This window comes from Nonomuraea sp. NPDC023979, assembly GCF_040639085.1.
Taxonomy (GTDB): Bacteria; Actinomycetota; Actinomycetes; order Streptosporangiales; family Streptosporangiaceae; genus Nonomuraea; species Nonomuraea ceibae.
In genome coordinates this window covers 1-18,475 of record NZ_JBEZZG010000020.1, presented here as the reverse complement: position 1 = coordinate 18,475, position 18,475 = coordinate 1, and the positions used below count along the sequence as shown (strand labels likewise).

Genomic DNA, 18,475 nt, shown 5'->3' with positions numbered 1-18,475 from the left:
GGGGCCTTCGGGCCCCGCCGTTCTCACTTGCTCTTGCGCCGCAGCCCGCGCTTGCGCTTGCCCTGCTCGGGCCGGGGCTCCTCCACCGTCGCGCCGTCTGCCGGCGTGTCCTCCGCCGGCGTGCCCGGCAGCGGCTGGACGACCGTCCGGTCCGCCGCGAACGCCTGCCACGGCTCGGCGTCGCCCTGCTCGGCCATCGACGCCGCACCCAGCGGGCGCTCGGGCGTGTCCTCGTACGGGCCCGCGCCGCCAGGCGGGATGTCCGAAGGCGGCGGCTCCGGCGGGACCAGCGGCTCGAACGGCGCCCGGTAGGCCGGCTCCTGGTCCACGGTGTCGAACTGGTCCGGCTGCAGCACCACCGGCTCCTGCACGGTCGCCGGCTGCTGGTGCTCGGGAGCCGCCTGGCCGTACATGGCCGGGTCCTGGTAGACCGCGCCGTACTGGACCTGGCCCCCCGGATACGTCTGCACCGGGACGAAGCTGATGATCGGCGCGTACGCCGTGCCGCCCGGATATCCGGGAGCCGGGAACGCCGCCGTCGCATAACCCGGACCCGCCGGGTAGCCCGCCATCTCCGGCGGCACCGGCGGCAGCTGCGGCCCCGCCTTGCGCACCGCCGCGGCGTGCGCCATCCGGCGCAACCGGCCCTCGAAGATCAGCACCGCGAACAGCACCAGCAGCACCATGACCAGCGCCGGAATGCTGAGCTGCTGCGTCAGCGTCCGCTGGTCGAACTCCGGCGCCGCGTTACGCACCTCCAGCGGGATCGGCTCGCTCTCCGACGACTGCGGCAGCGTCTCCGACGGCAGCGGGTCGCTGGTGGCCACCTGCGGCATCTCGACCTCCGACTCCGTCTCGGAAGGCGTCGCCGCCGGGACCTCCACGCTCTGCGTCGGCAGCGGCTGCGGGGCCGAGCTCGTCTGCGGCGTCGGATCGGGCGCCTGCGTGGTCTTCGTCGGCGTCGGCTTGGCGGTCGTCTTCTTCGGAGTCGGCGTCGCCGTGACCGTCTTGGTGACCGTCGTCTCCGGCTGCTCCGTCGGGGTCGGCGTCGGCAGCGTGGTGATGACGGTGACCGTGGTCTCCGGCGGACCCTCCTCGCACACCTCGCCCGCGTCACACGGCTCCACCGGGGTCAAGGCAGTCGCCGAAGCGCTCTGCCCCACGAACGGGGCGACGCCCGCGCAGGTCAGCCCCAGTGCGAGCACCATCGCGGACACGGCCGTCGCTCGCGTGCGTGCCACCTGTGCCCTCCGCGCAGTCCCGCAACCATGGTCAAGGGAATACTAGTCGGGTAAAAGGCACAGTAAAGACGGAATTACCAGACGTTTTTTTGAATGCGTGCCCGCTGCACCCTGGCGATCAGCCACAGCGCCCCCATCAGCGCCGCGATCCCCACCGCCACGGCAGGCACGCCCCGCGGCCCGGCCAGCGGATTCACCGCCTCCTCGGCCCGTACCTGCATCCTCCCGCCCCCGACCTCCCGAGGCAAGGGCGCCTCCACCGCCTCCACCGGCTGCCCGGTCTGCACAGGTGCCACCGCCACCCCAGCAGCAGGCGCTCCTCCCGGGGCGGGCATTCCCTGCCGGTCGGGCACGCCGCCAACGGCAGTGGCCCCACCCAACGCGGGCGCGTCCGCACCGTACGGCGCATACCCCCGCACGGTGGCCCCACCGGGCGCGGGCGCACCCCCGACCGAGGGGGCCGCGCTGAGGGCCGGCGCGTCATGGGCGGTCGCGCCCTTCTGAGCGGATGCGCCCCGCTGAGCGGGCGCGCTGCCCGTGGACGGTGTGCGGCCACGTGCGGTGGGGTCGCCCGGCGCGGGCGCGCCACCTACGGGCGGCGTGCGCCTCCGCGTGGTGGCGTCGCCCGGCGCGGGTGCGCCCCCGACGGAGGGTGCGGCATTGAGGGCGGGCGCGTCCTGGGCGGGCGGGCGTACCTGGCGGGACGCGTCCCTCTGGGCGAGCGCGTCCTGCCGGGACGGCCGTGCCGAGTGGCCCCCGGGGCGCGGAGGGACGGCGGCGGGCGGGGCGGCCTTCTGGGTGAGGCGTACGGCGTTGCCGCTGAAGCCCACCACGTCACGCGGCACCGGCCCCTCGAAGACCGCGGTACGCACACTCCTGGCGATCGTCGTGTGCCCGAGCCCGTCGTCCTCGCGCACCTTCGCCACGGCGGCCAGCTCGACCTCGCCGGCCCCCTGCGGAACGGTGAGCGTCACGTCCACGACCTGCTTGCCGGCGAGCCGCCCCAGTAGGCACACGCGGGCACCGGCGTCCACCGTCCCCGAGAGCGCCCGGTTCGCCGTCACCCGGGCGCCTGCCACCCGCCCGGGGACGCCCTCCGGAGGAACGCCGGCCCCCACCGGCGCGGGCGCGGGACTCGCGGCGGCCTCAGGGACGACCCCGGCTACAGGCTCGGTGACAGCTCCCGCTACAGCCCCAGTGGCCGGGCAGGCGACGGTCGTGAGGGCGGCGGCCGGGACCGTGGCGACCGCGAGCCGGGCGTCGTGCCCCATGCCCTTGAGCCGCACCTGGTAGCGCAGCACGTCGCCGGTCCTGATCCATTTGAGCACTCCGTCGGGGTTGCCCATCTGGTCGAGCACCATGGACACCCCGTTAGCCGCCGCCGGCACGGCGGGCACTGCGGCAGCGAGCATCAGGGCTCCGCCCACGATCCAGCCCCGATTCATGACGCCGCCTCCCTCATCGTGACAAATAACGCCCAGTAATCGTTATGTCACAGAGAGCGACCATTCAATCCTCGCGGAGCAGTTTCTCCACGGCTTTCATCACGGGCAGGTCCCCCGCCAGCCACGGCACGTCGTAGTACGCGCCGGGCGCGAGCCAGCGCAGCGCCAGGTGTTCCTTGGGCCGGGGCGTGCCGGCGGCGACGGTGGCGAGCCAGACGCGCAGCACGTACTCCTTGCCGAGCGCCCAGTCACCGCCGACCCGTTCGCCGACGGCGATCTCCACGCCGAGTTCCTCGCGGCACTCGCGGACCAGCGCGTCGAGCTCGCTCTCCCCCGGGTCGACCTTCCCGCCGGGGAACTCCCACCCGCCTCGCAGCGCCGCGGGCGCGCCCCGCTGCGCGGCGAGCACCTGCCCGCCGTCTCCCACGATCGCCGCGGCCACCACGATCACTGTCATAGGGATGCATTCTTCAGCTTCTCGAGCTGGTCGAGGACGGCGGGGTTCTGCAGAGGCCGGGTGAACCCGACGATCTTGTCCCGCGACTCGTAGCTCGTCACCTTGATCGGCCCGCACAGCCGGCAGCGTGCCTCCACCATCTTCCCCTTCGACACGACCATCCCGACATGCCCGGGGTTGTTGGCCGACGTGCCCGGCCCGGCGTTGAAGAACACCAGGTCGCCGGGCTGCTCGGTGCCCTGTTCGATCTTCACCCCGAACGGCCACTGCCCGAACGTGGTGCGCGGGATCGACAGCCCCGCCGACCGGTAGGCGGCGAAGATGATGCCCGAGCAGTCGAACGCATCGGGCCCGGTCCCGCCCCACAGGTACGGCTTGCCGCGCTGGTCCAGCGCGTAGGCCAGGATCTTGCGCACGATGTCGCTGGGCGCGGCCTCGACCAGCGGCTCGTCACAGGAGTCGTCGGTCTCGGGCGGCACCTCGACCTCGCCGGACCTGGCGTACTTCCTGGCGATCTCCTCGACCTGGTCCACGTACCACCAGGCCCGGTTGTAGACGAACAGGGCGCGACGGACGTTCTCGGGGGCGCCGTTACGCTTGAGCATCCTGGCCGCGCCGAGAATGGCGTCGGCGGGGTTGTAGACGTCGCCGATGCCGTCGCCGTCGCCGTCGGAGGCGTAGCCGTTGAACGTCGACGACATGGGGATCCGGGCCTTGCCGCCCCACGTGCTGATCAGGAACTGCATCGGCCCGGCCGCGCCGGCGTAGTTGGTGCCGCTCTTGACGCCCGGCAGGTTGGAGCGGCCGTGGTCGGTCTCGCGCTTGCCGACGGCGGCCAGGATGTTCCACTGGACGCCGATCTTCTTGCCGTGCTGCCGGTAGAGCTCCAGGTATTCGGCGGGGATGTCGGAGGCGGCCGAGTCGGACGCCTCCTGCACCTGGGTGCCGTCGGCGCAGTCGGGCGGCGCGCCACCGCTGCCGACGAACGACGGGATGGACGTCATCAGCATCGGCGACACGATGACCAGGACGAGCAGCAGCATCCCGGCGACGACGACCGCGAGGATCACGCGGGGGCGGGAGGTGTTCACCCCTGCGAATCCCCGTCCTGGCCCTCGTCGGCGGGCCTCAGGTCGAACACCCGCCAATCGGAGCCCAGCTGGCTGACCGTCACCGCGTAGTCGGCCGCCTGCTGCTTGGCGCCGCTCTTGCCGGTGAGCTGCTGCGTCGCGGTGAGGACGAACACGATGCTGGTCTTCTCGATCTGCCGGATCTCCTTCAGCGCGGCCGTCGCCGTCGACACGGTCTGGTCGTCCTGCTCCACCGGGCCGGCCGCGGTGCGGGTCCTGGCCAGGATGTTGCCGAAGTCGGCGGTGGTGTACTTGCGCACCCGGTCGGCGTACGTCTGCGGCGCCTCGTCGAAGCGGTACGTCGCGTACTCGGCGGTGAAGCGTTCGGCCAGGTCGGCGGCGGCGGCGAGCTGCTCCTTGGACATCGGCAGGAAGGAGTAGACGTCGAAGGGCGCGTCACTGGCGGTGGCCAGCGGCGTGCTCGCGATGACCGGCGTGCTCGTGGTCCGGCCGGAGGCGGCCTGCTCGGCGGCAGGCTGCTCCGGATCGGGCCACAGCCACAGGTAGGCGCCGACGGCAGCGATGATCACGACGATGACGGCGAAGGCCATCCCTCGCTTGTCGCTCCGCTGAGCCATGATCAGTCCCTGTCCGGGTGGGAGGGGTTGAGCCAGAACGGCACCGGCGGCTCGGCCTTGCGGGAGCTGCCCCACAGCGGCGGCGGCTCGGAGGCGCGGCCGTCGGACTCGGAGCGGCTGAACATGCTGCCGCCTCCGCCGTTGCCGAACACGCGCCCGTCCTCGTTCCTGCCGAAGATGCCGCCGCCGGACGACTGCCGGTCGGACCGCGACCCGCCGCCGGAGCCGGTCCGCCGCGACCCGCCGAACATCGACCCGCCCGACCGGGACCCGCCGCCGCCCGAACCGCCGAACCGCGACGCGCGCGACCCCCCGGACCCGGACCCGGAGCCGCCGAACCGCGACCTGCCGGACCCGCCCGACCAGGAACCGCCGGACCGGGACCCGCCCGACCCGCCGGACCCGCTCGCGCCGCTCGCGCCGCCTGAGCCGCCCGAGCCGCCGAGGCGGGAACCGCCCGTACGGGTGCCGCCCGAGCCTCCGCGTGGCGCCCAGCCACCGCCCGAACGGCCGCCGAACCAGCCGCCGCCCGCCGTACCGGAACCGCCGGAACCACCCGAGCCACCTGAGCCGCCGGGACGGCCAGGGGCGGCGCCGCGCGGGGCCGCGCCGGCGCCGCGTGTGCGGGTCGGCGCGCCACCCAGGTTGAGCGGCGGCGCGTCGCCCTTGCGGGGAGCGGGCGCCTGCCGCCCGGCCGCCTTGCCGCCCTGCGGGTCGGTGTCGAGCGGCGCGGGCACCCGGACGCCCGACGGCATCGCGCCGGTCTCGCCCTCCTCGCCGCGCGCCCGGCCCTGGGCGACGGTCGCCGCCGTGGCGCCGGCCGCGCCGCCCGCCACCGCGCTGACGATGGGCTCCGCCTTACGCGCCCCCCAGCGGCCGATCCTGGCCGAGGCGACCGGCGGCAGCACGTTCGAGGCCCGCTCCAGGACGGGCGAGCTGGCCGCGTCGCCGAGCATGCGGGTGGTGAGCGTGTGCCCGTTCATGGAGGCGAACAGGTGCTGGAACGGCCTCCGGTAGAAGAACACCGCGATCGTCAGCAACGCCATGAACAGGATCTGCATGCCCCACGGCATCGCGGTCGAGATGATCAGCGCGTAACCGTACACGAGCACGCCGAGCACGAGTGCGAGCACGGCCTGGCGCAGCAGGGTGCCGATCAGCATCTCCACCCAGCGCATGGCGATGATCCGCCCGCTGCCCGGATGCACGCCGATGAGCAGGAACACCGGCCCGAGGATGAGCAACAGCAGGAAGCCCACCTTGAGCACCAGCAGCGAGACCGCCACCAGGAAGATGAGCACCCCGGCCACCAGCGCGGCGATCAGCGCGCCGATGGCCACGCCGAGCCGGCTCGTCCAGTCACGCCCGGAGAAGATGAAGTAACGCGAGTCGTTGCGCAGCTTGTCAGCGATCTCGGCATATTTCGCCTGATGCGCTCCCACGTCGGGCGCCGGTTGGCCTGCCGTGGCCGGTGGGATGGACTGCGTCTCCAGCATCGTGCGGCCGAAGTCGCGCACGATGGGCTGGTTGGGGTCGGCGGTGCCGAACAGGCCCATCAGCCACGGCTTGCACACCAGTGTGGACCAGAGCGCGTCGGCGTTCTGGTCGACGCCCGGGGTGCCGTTCTGGCCGAAGCCGCCGGCCTTGACCTCGGGGCTGGCGTCGCCTGGAGGCGGCAGGCAGGAGGCGCCGCCCGCGCCGGGCAGCCCGGAGAAGGCGGAGTTGACGACCTCGCCGGTCTTGTCCGTGACGACCTTGCCCAGGCCGGTGAAGTCCTGCGGCCGGCTGAGGAACCAGGTGGCGACCGTGACCGCGAGCACCATCCAGATCACGCCCTCGGCGGTCGTGGTGGCTCGCTTGCGGATCAGCCCGTACCAGGCCAGCCAGATCGCGCCGAGGATGACGATGGGCTGCAGGTAGGGCCAGTACATGGCCTCCGACAGGTTCGTCACGATGTCGTCGACCACGTCCTTGATCGACTGGAGCGGCCCCTCGGTCGCCGCCGCCTGGTAGGTCGTGATCGTGAGCCGGTCGACGGCCTTGGCCCACAGGAAGATCGTGTTGGCCCACGAGTTGCCGAGCACGGCGGCGATGTCGGAGCAGCCGAGCTCGTGCGTGTGCCAGAACTGTCCGGCCATGCCGAACTGGCTGTAGTTGGTGACCGCCGCCGGCGTGCCGGGCTCGGGTGTCGGCGGCTGCATCATGCCGTCGGTGCCGCCGCCGATCACCTCGGGGGCGAGCTCGCCGGACAGGTCACACGGGCCCGCGGCGGCGGGCGACAGGCTGCCCGCCACGATCGGCACCACGAGGACGCCGAGCAACACCACAAGCGCCAGAGCCCATCGTCTGGGTAGCCGGATCCTCATGACCGCACCTCCTGCGCGTGGCCCACTCCCCCTTGAAGATCATCATGCCCGCCGCCGCCGGGTTTGTCGTGTGTCGGGTTCGTGTCGAGCCAGCGGAGCAGCTCCTCGGAGATCAGGTCTACTCCGATGCGGCCCGCCCTGCCATCCAGATCACGGAAAATGCATTCCCCGTTGCCCAGTGATCTGAGGACGGCCTTGTGCTCCTCCGACGGTTCGACGCCCAGCAGCGACATCACGTGTCCGACCTCCACCCGTTCGGTCGAGCGGAAGGCGAACACCGACGACAGGCAGTTGGTCACCTGTTCGTTGAGCAGGTCGCCCGCGTTCTGCGAGACCAGGACGAGGGCGGTGTTGCGGGAGCGGCCCATCCGGCTGACCTCGGGCACCAGCTTGGCGCCCTCGGGCGTGGACGTGATCGCCCACGCCTCGTCCAGGAAGATCGCCTTGGGCGCGCGCCGGTCGAGGCCGTTCATCAGCCGCCGGGCGAACTGCGACACCAGGTAGAGCAGGGCCACCGACAGCCGCTGCTCGTAGGAGTAGTCGTCGCGGCCCGTGGCCACGTCGGGAAGCGTCAGCCCGCCGAGCGTGAACACGGTGGTCCAGCCCTCGCTGTCGATCTGGTCGCCGCCCGACGGGTCGAAGCAGAGCCTGGCCAGGTGCATCTCCGACATCGAGCGCAGCACCGCGCCCAGGTTCTTCGACGCGGCGTCCTCGGCCTGCTCCAGATAGTCGACGACCTTGCCGAGCGACGGGTCGGCGGCGTTGGACACCGCCGCCACCGCCTGGATCATCGCCGACTCGCGCTCCTCCGACATGCGCGGCAGCAGCAGCCGCAGCGTCTCGGTCGCCATCGTCTTCTTGGCCGCGATGTCGTCCCCGAACGAGAACGGGTCCAGCAGCCCCGGCGCGGCCGAGCCCAGCGGGATGATCCGCGCCTTGCGCTCGCGCTTCTGCAGCAGCTCGACCAGCGACTCTGCGTCGCCCTTCGGGTCGATCACCGCGACCGTGACGCCGCGCAACGCCATCTGGTAGATCATCAGCAGCGCCAGCGTCGTCTTGCCGCCGCCCGGCTCGCCGGTGATCGCGATGGCGGTCGGCCGGTTGCGGCTGGCCGCCAGCAGCGGGTCGAAGTGCACGATGCTGCGCGCCCGGCCGACGGTCTCGCCGATGTACGGGCCCAGCCAGCCCTCGCCGCCCTCCTCCAGCCGGTCGCCCAGGTCGACGGTCGCCGTCGCCATCCCGCCCGCGATCGTACGCAGCGGCTGACGCTGGGCGTAGGCGTTGACGCCCACCTTCTCGCCCGGCAGCGACTCGCAGAACAGCGAGAACTGGTCACCGGTCGAGTTGACCACGTCGATGCCCATGTCGCGGTAGTGCTCGACGACCGCCTCCACCCGCTGCACGCAGATGTCCTCGGTCGGCGCCGACACGATCAGCCGGTGCCACCCGTACACGAACGGCAGCCGCTCCTTCGTGATGCCGTGCTCCAGCATCCGGGCCGCGTCGATCTGCTCCGCCAGCGCCAGCGGCGCCTCCGCGCCCGCCTCGCGGATGTGGATGTCCATGTCGCGGGCGTGCGCCAGCTTGCGCGCCACGTCCTTGGACGCCTTCACCGGCGGGATCAGCCGCATCCGCGACGACACCTCCACCGGGAACGGCAACTGGTCGGCGAAGTGCATCCACGGCTCCCCGTCGGGGAACGGCATCAGATCCGGGAATCGGGCGAACGACAGATACGCCACGTACGAGTCGCCCTGCGGCTGCACGATCCGCAGCAGCGACCTGCCGTTGTGGATCTCACCCTCGACCAGCGACTCGATCTCGCCCTTGCCCCAGCGCCGCTTCGGGCTCGCCGACGGCGCCGCGTCCGCCAGCGCCCCCGCCGCCGCGTGCTGGAACAGCCACGCGACCTCCACCGACGTGGCATGCCGGGCATACAGGGCACTGGACGCCAGCGCCCGGCCCAGCCGCTCGGCCTGCTCGGTCCACCGGCCGACCTCGCTCTCGGGCACGTGGTCGTCCTCCAGCCCGAGGACCTTCTCCGTCTTCTGGTAGAAGCCGAACACCTGAGCCAGCACCCCGGCGCCCAGCTGCTTGCCCCGCGGACCGAGCCGTACGCCCAGATAGACCTCCTTCGACCAGAAGTCCTTCGCCCAGACGTGCCGGTACATCTCCTCCAGGTAGTCGCGCCAGCCCGGCCCCTCGTCGGAGGTCGCGTTGAGCGCCATCGCCCACTCCGCCGCCGGATAGGCGCGATGCGCCACCCGCAGGTGCACCTCGGCGTCGGGCATCCTGATCGCGGCCAGCGCGATCGTGATGTTGGTGGCCAGCGCCTCACGCTCCTCAGGCGTGACGAACTCGTAGCTGACCGTCGGAAGGCGGAAATACGCCCATGCGTCGGTGTCCGTGAGCAGGATGCGGTCGTCGAAATAGCGGACCGCCAGGCGCTGACGCGCTCTAGACGCCCTGCTCATGCCGCCCCCTCGGCGCATGAACGGGCCATGCCTGCTCGCATGTTCACTTATCGCTCACCGATTCTCGTGCCCGGGGGGTCACTCGCCAGCTCCTCTTCGTCAGTTCGGACCTTCTGTGCCGCGAAGCCCGCGATCACGACCCCGGCGAGAGCGAGATACGCCCGCCGCCCGGCCGCGCGCAGCTGCCCCGGATCGACCACCCCGGCGCCGCCCGGCGCCAGATCGTCGTCCCAGGGGACCCTGACGATGGCCCGGCACCTGCCGCGCGCCACCGCCTCCGCCTGCTCGACGTCCGTCATCGAACGCCGGCTCACCCCGTTGACCACCATGACCGCGCGCCGCCTCAGGTCCGCGCAGCCGTGCCCGTCCAGCCACTCGTACGTCATCGCCACCGCGTCCGGTGCCTCCACGCTCGCGGGCACCACGAGCACGAGCTGATCCGCGTACGGGAGCACGCGGGCGGCCAGCGCGGCGGCCGGATCGATCACCGTGAGCTTGTAGTGCCGGTCGAGCTGGCTCATCGCCTCGCCCAGCCGGTGATCCGAGAACAGCCCCCGGTCGGCCAGCCGCTGCTCGTCACCGTCGGCCCCCACCACCTCCAGCCCCGAAGCAGTGCGCGTGGTGTAGCCGCGCATCGTCAGATAGCCGCTCACCCGCTGCAACCCCGCCAGCAGCGACGTCAGCGTCTCGGGCGTCTCCGGATGGATGCGGCTCGTCATGCTGCTGTCACCCGACGCCGCGTCCACGGCCACCACCCGGTCGTCGCGGTACTGCGCGAACGTGTGACCCAGCATCAGCGCCGTCGTGCTCTGCCCGGCGCCGCCGGTGCACCCCAGCACCACCACCCGCCGGCTCCCGGCGAACACGCCCCGGGCGCGCGCCTCGTCCAGCTCCGACCCGTCGGTCCGTACGCCGTTGCCGCCCACGACCACCTGCGCGATGCGCCGCCAGCCGCCCGAATCGCGCCCCACCACGGACTCGACCCGCCGCACCCGCTGCCCCGGCCTGGGCCCCGGCACCACGGCCGCCCCGCCGTCACGCCCCTCCTCCGGCTCCACGGGCACCGTCGGCGCCTCGGCCACCGGCTCCGGCGCGACCTCCTCTGGGGGCGGCAATTCCCCAGGCACGACGTCCGGACGATGAATCGTACGGCTCGGCAGCTCAGCCTCACGCCCCCGCAGCGGGCGCGACAGGGTGACGGGCTTGGCATCGGGGCTCAACGGCGCCCACGCCCGCGCGTCGGGCAACGCCACCCCCGGCCCCAACCTGGGCGGCTGCCCCTTCCTGTGCTGACTCCGCGCCGCCTCATCCCCCTCGGCCTCCGGCCCAGCCCCACCAACCTCACCGTGGCCCTCCTCGGAGGCGGGAGCCTCCTCAGGGGCGACGGCCCGGAAGCGGGCGGCGTCCTCCTCAGAGGCGGGGGCCTGCTCGGAGGCGTCGGCCCGCTGGTGGGCGGGGGCCTGCTCGGAGGCGGGGGCGGCACTCCCCCCAACCGGGGACTCCTCCGAAACGGCCACCTCCTCAGCGGCCGGCCCCGCATCGGAGACGGAGACACTCTCACGGACCGAGGACTCTCCATGCGCCACCGCAGACACCGGAGGCTGTCCGGGCGCAGGGGCGGGCTCGCGGGCCGGAGTCTGCCCAGCACCGGACGCACCCTCAGCAGCTCGCCTCCGCCTGGAAGCCGCAGCCCCCTCACGGGCCGGCGCACCCTCAAGTCCCCGCACACCCTCACGGGCCCGAGGCTGCTCTGAGGCCGACGCCCCCTCCTGGGCCGCGGCCGGCTCGGGCGCGGGGGCGCTCCCGGCGGTCAGCGGGCGCTCGGACGCCGCAGCGCTCTCGCGGGCCGGGGCACTCTGCCGGCCCCGCGCGCCGCCGCGGACCGGAGGCTGCTCGGAGGCCGACGCTCCCTCGATCGCCAGGGGCTGCTCGGCAGCGGACGCGCTCCCGGCGGGCAGTGCGCGGTCGGGCGTCGGGCTGCCCTTGCGGCGGCCCGGGGTTCCCTCGGGGGTCTGGGTGGCCTCGGGGGGTGGGGTGGGTTTGGGGGGGTCGGCGGTGGCGGCGAGTTTGCGGAGGCGGCGCAGGGCCTCGGTGTCGATCGGCTTGCCCGTGGGTTTGCGGGCCGCCGTCTCCGGTCTGGGGCGCGCCGGGGCGGGGTCGCGTACGCCGTCGAAGGCGCGCAGGCCCTGCGCGTCCGGTGCGGGGTCGGGGGCGGCGGGGGTGTCGCGTACGAGGCGCAGCTCGACCGGGGCCGAGGGCGAGGGCACGGCCGAGGGCGCGGGCGAGGACGAGGGCGCGGGCGAGGACGAGGGCGACGACGGCTCGGGGGCGAGGGCGGGGGCGGCGGCGGTGGGGCGGACGCGGGAGCCCCAGCGGACGGGCGGGTCGGCGAGCGGCGCCTGCGCGGCGGCCACGGCGGCGGCCGCCACGGCGGGGCGGACCTGGCGGGGCCCGGTGACCCGTTCGGGGGCGCGCTTGCGCTCGGTCTGGCGGGCCTTACGGGGCTTCTTGACCTTCACCCGCTTGGGCGTGGCGTGCCAGACGCGCCCGGAGAACGTGATGGTCTCGGGCTCGGCCGCGGGCGACAGCCGGTACCAGGCGCGCGGCTGCCCCAGGTAGCGCAGCTGCGACTCCAGCAGCTCGGTCAGCCGTTTGCCCTCGATGACGGGCCGGGTGGACAGCCAGGTGACGATGCCGGGCGGGACGAGGAAGAGCACGTGCCAGGGCATCTCGACGGGTACGCTGACGAGCCAGAGCAGGAGCGACCACGGCACGAAGACGCCGACGAACACGCCGATCCAGACGATGGGCAGCGGCATGGGGAGCCGTAGGTCGTACAGCTTGTAGAGCCGCTTCTCGATACGCCAGATGTTCGTGTACGTGGGCAGGTCCACGCGGTCCTCCTCTCCACCCGCTCGTTCATGACCGCGCGGAGGCGGTCCCAACCCTCACTGGTTGATGCCCAGCGCGCCCGCGATCGCCTTGGCCGTCACCTCGATGATGTTGGGCACGTAGAAGATCACGCCGATGGCCACGGCCAGGATCAGGAACTGGACGAAGCGCGTGATCTCGCGGGTGAAGAGGAAGAACAGCGCGACCACGGACACGACGACGAGGAACAGCGGGGCGAAGAACGCGCGCAGGAAGTCGGCGAGTCCTTCGGTGTTGACGCCCGTCGGTGCTGGTGTGGGCGTCATTTCGATGAGGTTGAGCACTATGGTTTTCAAGATCACTTCTTGTCCTCCCGGGGGGTGCCGATCAGCAGCGCGGTCGTGCGTCTACCCAACGGCCCTACCGGCACCGCGGATGTCGTCGACGTACCATTTGTCGCCCTGCTTCTCGACAGTGAGGCGGTAAGCCTGCTGGAGGCGGCCGGACACCGCTTCGGGGTTGTTGGCCTCGTCCGCGGGCGGCGTGCCGTCGGGCACGATCCACACCACGACCGCCTGGATCTCACGGGTGGCACCCCCCACAGGCACCACGACACTCTTGAGCTCGCCGAAGGTGAACGCGCCCGCGAAGGTGGGCAGGCTCGTGCCGGCGGTCACGTAACGCTGCAGCTCGACGGTGTTGCCCAGCGCGTAGTAGCGGAAGAAGCCCTCGAGCTGCGGCTTGAGCTCGGCGGCCGCCACGTCGTCGCTCTCGGGCGCGGCCACCTGCGGCAGCTCGGCCGGCGCGGGAGCGGGCAGGATGGCGGGCCAGCCGGAGACGACGAACCTGTCGTCGGAGTAGTAGAGCGGCACCGACAGGTGAAGCCTGCGGGAGCCCGACTGGAACGCGACGGTGACGATCGCGTTGTTGTCGTCGCTGACCTGGATGTCGTACGGCTGGATCGCCACGGCGCCGAGCTTGCCGTTGCCGTCCCAGCCCATCTGCTGGTCCATGCCGTCGGCCATGAACGCGGCCAGCTTGCCGGACCTGCTCACGGCGTCGTCGGGGCTGAAATTCAGGTAAACGCCGGCGAACTGCGCGGCGAACGCCATGCCACGGTCCGCCGGGAACGAGCTGCCCGGTTGGGCGGCCGCATTCGGCGCGGCGGCGTTTTGGCCGGTAAACCGCTCAAAAGGGGCACGGATCCCATTCACCACGATAACCACAATAAGCGCCCAGAGAATGATGCGCCCGGTCCACACCAGCCATCGCCCGCCGCCGCCCGACCAGCCTCCGCGCCGCGGCCTGTGCGGAGGCGGCGCGTCGAAGGCGTGTTCAGGGCGTGCGGAAAGGCCGGGGTCGCCAGCGATCCGAGGACCGTGCTGGACGGTTGACCTACGAGCCATCACGCCTCCGCTCGCGCCAATCCCCCCGGCTGGCGCGGTGTCGTCCGTTGCCGATCCCCATCATCCGCGGTGAAGCAGTCACCCTATCCGGTCTCCGCCATTGTTCCAGGAAAGCCACGCCCATGCTGCAAGCATCGCCGTCCGGGGGCAAACCGAGTGCGCATGGGACGCATCGGAGCGCCGACTTGTGTGCGTTCCCTGTCGAATGGGCATTTGACCAGGCCAGAGACCTAAAAACGCATAACCCGGTGGCCACCTATTCCTGTCCATATGGCGTCAGGGGTGCTCTGACCTGCGATTTCCTCCTGAAAAGAGGAACGGCCGCCTTGCCCGGCAGCGGGCAGGCGGCACGTCCGTATAGGGGGTCAGGCCGGCTCGGGACCCTGGTCGCCGACCGGCCTGCGGCGGCTGTGGAGGTCGACGACGGTCGGGGGCGCAGCCGGCGGTACGGCCCGCTCCAACGACCCGCGCAGCTCCGCGAGCATCGTCCTGGCGTCGCCTCCGCGCGTGCGGGTGGCCAGCTCCTCCCGTTCGTCCACCTTCCTGCGCAGATATGCCTCCCGGTTGACGCGCAGGCCGTACATGAGCTCCACCCTGAGCAGGGCCAGCTCCTCCTCCAGGGTGATGCCCGCGAGCTTCGGCACCGGACGACGTCGGCGGATGATGCGACGGATCATGAGGGCCTCCCGATTCAGCGTGAACGCCGTGACGATTCGACGCGCAAACTCGCCGGGTGGTTGACGCGGAAGTTGTCCCTCAGGCAACGAACCGGGCGACGAACACGAACTCCCGCCCCGGCCGGTCCGGCGCGTCGCGCACGTCCTCGACCCGGAAGCCCGCCGCGACCAGCGACCGCTCGACCTCGTCCCGCTCCCGGAACCGCAGCGTCGAGTCGGACGTGACCACGTCCCCGCCGTCGCCGAACACGTACGTGTGCCGGAAGGTCACGAGCGGGCCGGACACGTCCAGCACCTCGCACCAGGTCTCCACCCCGCCGACGCCCGCGATCTCCACCCGCCTGCGGGTACGGTCGCGCGTCCACTCCAGCCAGGCGCGCCGGGCGGGAACGCGGGTCTCGAAGGCCAGCACGCCCTCCGGCCGCAGCGCCGCCCGGATGCCGCGCAGCGTGGCCTGCCAGTCGTCGTCGGTGAGGAAGACCTGGGCCACGTTCGCGGTCATCACGGCCAGATCCACGCGCAGCGGCGGCAGCGTGGTGGCGTCGCCGTGGATCCACCGCACCGCACCGCACTTGCCGCGCGCCACGTCCAGCGACGCCTGCGCCGGGTCGACGCCGACCACCTCGACGCCACGCGCGGCCAGCAGGCACGCGAACGTGCCCGTGCCGCAGCCCACGTCGAGCACCCGCCGCGCGCCGAACTCCGCCACCATCGCCGCATAGGCGTCGAGGTCGCTCCGGTCGGGGTCGAGCGGGTCGTAGATCCGGGCCAGCCGGGGGTCGGCGAAGATCGCGTCGGGCACGCGCCCACGTTAGACGTTGAAGCGGAACTCCACCACGTCGCCGTCGCGCATCACGTAGTCCTTGCCCTCGATCCGGGCCTTGCCGGCCGAGCGGGCGCTGGCGATCGAGCCGGCCTCCACCAGGTCGTCGAACGAGACGACCTCGGCCTTGATGAAGCCGCGCTGGAAGTCGGTGTGGATGACGCCGGCCGCCTCGGGCGCGGTGGCGCCCTTGCGGATCGTCCAGGCCCTGGTCTCCTTCGGCCCGGCCGTCAGGTAGGTCTGCAGCCCGAGCGTCTCGAAGCCGACCCTGGCGAGCTGCGACAGGCCCGACTCCTGCTGGCCGACCGACTGCAGCAGCTCCAGCGCCTCCTCGTCGTCGAGCTCCACCAGCTCCGACTCGATCTTGGCGTCGAGGAACACCGCCTCGGCCGGCGCGACCAGCGCCGACAGCTGGGCCCGCAGGTCGTCGTCGACCAGCTCGTCGGCGTCGAGGTTGAACACGTAGAGGAACGGCTTGGCCGTCAGCAGGTGGAGCTCGCGCAGCTCCTCGCCGTCGAGCTGGGCCTCGAAGATCGTCTTGCCGGTCTCCAGGACCTTGAGCGCGGCCTCGGCGGCCTCCAGCGCGCCCTTCTTGTCCTTGTTGTGGCGCGACTCCTTCTGCAGGCGCGGGATCGCCTTCTCCACCGTCTGCAGGTCAGCCATGATCAGCTCGGTGTTGATCGTCTCGATGTCGCGCTTGGGCGAGATCTCCCCGTCGACGTGCGTCACGTCGGGGTCGCCGAAGACCCGGATCACCTGGCAGATCGCGTCGGTGTCGCGGATGTTGGCGAGGAACTGGTTGCCCCTGCCCTGCCCCTCGGACGCGCCCTTGACCAGCCCGGCGATGTCCACGAACTCCACCTTGGCCGGCAGGATCCGGGCCGAGCCGAAGATCTTGGCCAGCACGGGCAGCCGGTCGTCGGGCACGCCGACGATGCCCACGTTGGGCTCGATCGTCGCGAACGGGTAGTTGGCCGCCAGGGCGTTGCCGGTCTTGGTCAGCGCGTTGAAAAGCGTGGACTTGCCGACGTTGGGCAGGCCGACGATGCCGATAGAGAGGCTCACGTCCAGCGAGTTTACTGTGTCGCGTGTCGGGACCCGTCCCGGCGCGGCAGGGCTGCCATCATCGTGTGGATGGATGTCGTCTCCCTCCTCATCGGGCTGCTCGTCGGCGCGGCCATCGGATTCCTGGTGGCCCGCACGCGGGCGGCGGTGCGGGTGGCCGAGTCCGACGCGCGCGCCAAGGCCGCCGCCGACAAGCTCGTCTACGTCGAGGAGCAGCTCGCCGAGCGCTTCCAGGCCCTGTCCACGCGGGCGCTCGACGTCAACAACGTGCGCTTCCTGGAGCTGGCCGAGACGCGGCTGGCCGCCACCCGCGCCGAGGCCACCGGCGACCTCGACCAGCGCAGGCAGGCCGTCGAACACCTGGTGGAGCCGCTGAAGGACGCGCTGGCGCGGGTCGAGTCGCAGCTGCGCGACACCGAGTCGGGACGCCGGGCCGCGAGCGCCGAGCTGGCCCAGCAGATGGAGTTCGTCCGGCAGAGTCACGAGCAGCTCCGCGCCCAGACGACGGCGCTGGTGCGCGCCCTGCAACGGCCCGAGGCGCGCGGGCGCTGGGGCGAGATGCAGCTGCGCCGCGTCGCCGAGATCGCCGGGATGCAGCGCCACTGCGACTTCGACGAACAGGTCACCGAGGGCGCGATGCGGCCCGACATGGTGGTGCGCCTGGCCGGCGGCAAGAACATCGTGGTCGACTCCAAGGTCTCGCTCGCCGCCTACCTGGAGGCCGCCGAGGCCGCCGACGAGTCACTGGCCTCCGTACGCCTCGACGCCCACGCCCGCCACATCCGCGAGCACATCGACCGGCTGGCCGCCAAGTCCTACTGGCAGGGGTTCAACCCGTCGCCGGAGTTCGTCGTCCTGTTCATCCCGGGCGAGGCGTTCCTGTCACCGGCGCTGGAGCGCGACCCCGGGCTGCTGGAGTACGCGATGGCCCGCCGGGTGCACATCGCCACCCCGACGACGCTGATCACCATGCTGCGCACCGCCCACTACGCCTGGCAGCAGGCCGCGCTCAGCGAGAACGCCCGCGCGGTGTTCGAGCTGGGCAAGGAGCTGTACGAAAGACTGTCCTCGATGGGCCGCAACGTGGAGTCGCTGGGCCGTTCGCTGGCGCGTACGGTGGAGGCGTACAACAAGACGGTCGGCTCCCTGGAGAGCCGGGTCCTCGTCACCGCGCGCAAGCTGCACGATCTGGGCGTGGTCGACGGCGAGCTGGCCACGCCCGAGACGCTCGAAGGCGTGCCCAGGCCCCTGGCCTCCCCCGAACTGCTCGAAACCACGTCTCTCCTCCCGCACACGAACGGTAAGTTGGCCAACGGGTCGCAATAAAGGGGGGCGGGTCCGATGACCGGGAAAGGCAAGAGATCTGCCGTCAGGCTGACCGCCCGCGGCGCCATCGCGCTCACGCTGCTCGCCACGCTCGCCGGCTACGTGCTGGCCGCGGTCGCCGGCATCGAGGCGCTGGTCGGGGTCGCGTTCGTGGCGGCGTGCCTGCTCGCGGTGCTCCTGGTCAATCCACGCGAGCTGCTGTCGCTGGTCGTCACGCCGCCGCTGGTGTTCTTCGTCGCCACCCTCTTCGTCGAGCTCGGGCGGGCGCTCAGCTCCGTGGGCATCGTGCAGTCGCTGGCGCTCGGCCTCTACAGCTCGCTGTCACGCGGCGCGCCCTGGCTGTTCGCCGGCTCGGCCGTGGTGCTCGGCATCGCCTGGGGGCGCGGCCTGCGCGACAACGTGCGTGAGCTGCGCGAGGAGCTGCGGGCGGGCGCCGACGTGCCGCGCCCGCGCCAGCCGTTCGTCCCCGAGCCCGAGGGCTACTTCGAGCCGAAGGTCTACGGCACCCCCCGGGGCGACGACTAGATCGCTGATGTGAAATTTGGTGATCGGCTGCGGGCGTGACGAAGGGCGTCCATGGTCGGTGTGTGAAGACAGACTTGGACGCCCTTCTGAC

The 18,475-nt window shown here is 72.1% G+C and carries 15 protein-coding genes; 2 read left to right on the top strand and 13 right to left on the bottom strand.

Going from position 1 to position 18,475, the window contains the following annotated elements; all coding sequences use genetic code 11:
• Positions 1 to 23: 23 nt before the first annotated feature.
• The 13 genes from AB0G11_RS29710 to ychF form a co-directional block, all read right to left on the bottom strand.
• A complete protein-coding gene (locus AB0G11_RS29710; protein WP_357589906.1) occupies positions 24 to 1,241 on the bottom strand; it encodes a hypothetical protein in 1,218 nt (405 codons plus the stop codon).
• Positions 1,242 to 1,315: 74 nt separating this feature from the next.
• Positions 1,316 to 2,653: a hypothetical protein gene (locus AB0G11_RS29705; protein ID WP_357589904.1), complete on the bottom strand. Its 1,338-nt coding sequence runs from the start codon at positions 2,651 to 2,653 to the stop codon at positions 1,316 to 1,318.
• Between the two features lie 97 nt (positions 2,654 to 2,750).
• Positions 2,751 to 3,143 carry a (deoxy)nucleoside triphosphate pyrophosphohydrolase gene (locus AB0G11_RS29700; protein ID WP_219511469.1) on the bottom strand — a complete coding sequence of 131 codons (393 nt, stop codon included), beginning with the start codon at positions 3,141 to 3,143 and terminating at the stop codon, positions 2,751 to 2,753.
• Complete coding sequence (locus tag AB0G11_RS29695) at positions 3,140 to 4,234, bottom strand: NlpC/P60 family protein (RefSeq protein WP_357589902.1); 1,095 nt, start codon at positions 4,232 to 4,234, stop codon at positions 3,140 to 3,142. The genes AB0G11_RS29700 and AB0G11_RS29695 overlap by 4 nt, the downstream gene beginning before the upstream one ends.
• On the bottom strand, positions 4,231 to 4,851 hold the full coding sequence (locus tag AB0G11_RS29690) for a hypothetical protein (RefSeq protein WP_357589900.1): 621 nt from the start codon (positions 4,849 to 4,851) through the stop codon (positions 4,231 to 4,233). Before AB0G11_RS29690 ends, AB0G11_RS29695 begins: the two co-directional genes overlap by 4 nt.
• Before the next feature lie 2 nt (positions 4,852 to 4,853).
• Complete coding sequence (locus AB0G11_RS29685) at positions 4,854 to 7,217, bottom strand: type IV secretion system protein (RefSeq protein WP_357589899.1); 2,364 nt, start codon at positions 7,215 to 7,217, stop codon at positions 4,854 to 4,856.
• Positions 7,214 to 9,691, bottom strand: a complete 2,478-nt coding sequence (locus AB0G11_RS29680) for an ATP-binding protein (RefSeq protein ID WP_219511462.1) — start codon at positions 9,689 to 9,691, stop codon at positions 7,214 to 7,216. The genes AB0G11_RS29685 and AB0G11_RS29680 overlap by 4 nt, the downstream gene beginning before the upstream one ends.
• 47 nt (positions 9,692 to 9,738) lie before the next feature.
• A complete protein-coding gene (locus AB0G11_RS29675) occupies positions 9,739 to 12,585 on the bottom strand; it encodes a TcpE family conjugal transfer membrane protein (RefSeq protein WP_357589897.1) in 2,847 nt (948 codons plus the stop codon).
• 54 nt (positions 12,586 to 12,639) lie between these two features.
• Positions 12,640 to 12,888, bottom strand: coding sequence for a hypothetical protein (locus AB0G11_RS29670; protein WP_246644910.1), 249 nt, complete (start codon positions 12,886 to 12,888; stop codon positions 12,640 to 12,642).
• A gap of 81 nt (positions 12,889 to 12,969) precedes the next feature.
• Positions 12,970 to 13,674, bottom strand: coding sequence for a conjugal transfer protein (locus AB0G11_RS29665; RefSeq protein WP_246644889.1), 705 nt, complete (start codon positions 13,672 to 13,674; stop codon positions 12,970 to 12,972).
• A gap of 659 nt (positions 13,675 to 14,333) precedes the next feature.
• Positions 14,334 to 14,645, bottom strand: coding sequence for a hypothetical protein (locus AB0G11_RS29660; protein WP_357589895.1), 312 nt, complete (start codon positions 14,643 to 14,645; stop codon positions 14,334 to 14,336).
• A gap of 79 nt (positions 14,646 to 14,724) precedes the next feature.
• Positions 14,725 to 15,447: a class I SAM-dependent methyltransferase gene (locus tag AB0G11_RS29655; RefSeq protein WP_308125742.1), complete on the bottom strand. Its 723-nt coding sequence runs from the start codon at positions 15,445 to 15,447 to the stop codon at positions 14,725 to 14,727.
• 9 nt (positions 15,448 to 15,456) lie between these two features.
• Positions 15,457 to 16,533 (bottom strand): redox-regulated ATPase YchF, encoded by a 1,077-nt coding sequence (ychF, locus tag AB0G11_RS29650; protein ID WP_357589893.1) that lies wholly within the window; start codon positions 16,531 to 16,533, stop codon positions 15,457 to 15,459.
• A 69-nt stretch (positions 16,534 to 16,602) separates the two neighbouring features.
• Here ychF and AB0G11_RS29645 point away from each other — a divergent pair, with 69 nt between their 5' ends.
• Positions 16,603 to 17,859, top strand: coding sequence for a DNA recombination protein RmuC (locus AB0G11_RS29645; RefSeq protein ID WP_357589891.1), 1,257 nt, complete (start codon positions 16,603 to 16,605; stop codon positions 17,857 to 17,859).
• 15 nt (positions 17,860 to 17,874) lie between these two features.
• The gene (locus AB0G11_RS29640; protein WP_219504940.1) at positions 17,875 to 18,384 is read left to right on the top strand and encodes a DUF6542 domain-containing protein; all 510 of its coding nucleotides are present in this window, start codon (positions 17,875 to 17,877) and stop codon (positions 18,382 to 18,384) included.
• The last annotated feature ends 91 nt before the right edge of the window (positions 18,385 to 18,475 follow it).

Excerpts from the sequence above, each read along its gene's own strand:
- AB0G11_RS29700 (WP_219511469.1), bottom strand. The coding sequence starts at position 3,143 with ATGACAGTGATCGTGGTGGCCGCGGCGATCGTGGGAGACGGCGGGCAG.
- AB0G11_RS29685 (WP_357589899.1), bottom strand. The coding sequence starts at position 7,217 with ATGAGGATCCGGCTACCCAGACGATGGGCTCTGGCGCTTGTGGTGTTG.
- AB0G11_RS29680 (WP_219511462.1), bottom strand. The coding sequence starts at position 9,691 with ATGAGCAGGGCGTCTAGAGCGCGTCAGCGCCTGGCGGTCCGCTATTTC.
- AB0G11_RS29640 (WP_219504940.1), top strand. The coding sequence starts at position 17,875 with ATGACCGGGAAAGGCAAGAGATCTGCCGTCAGGCTGACCGCCCGCGGC.
- AB0G11_RS29665 (WP_246644889.1), bottom strand. The coding sequence starts at position 13,674 with ATGGCGTTCGCCGCGCAGTTCGCCGGCGTTTACCTGAATTTCAGCCCC.
- AB0G11_RS29690 (WP_357589900.1), bottom strand. The coding sequence starts at position 4,851 with ATGGCTCAGCGGAGCGACAAGCGAGGGATGGCCTTCGCCGTCATCGTC.
- AB0G11_RS29705 (WP_357589904.1), bottom strand. The coding sequence starts at position 2,653 with ATGCTCGCTGCCGCAGTGCCCGCCGTGCCGGCGGCGGCTAACGGGGTG.
- AB0G11_RS29670 (WP_246644910.1), bottom strand. The coding sequence starts at position 12,888 with ATGACGCCCACACCAGCACCGACGGGCGTCAACACCGAAGGACTCGCC.
- AB0G11_RS29645 (WP_357589891.1), top strand. The coding sequence starts at position 16,603 with ATGGATGTCGTCTCCCTCCTCATCGGGCTGCTCGTCGGCGCGGCCATC.
- AB0G11_RS29660 (WP_357589895.1), bottom strand. The coding sequence starts at position 14,645 with ATGATCCGTCGCATCATCCGCCGACGTCGTCCGGTGCCGAAGCTCGCG.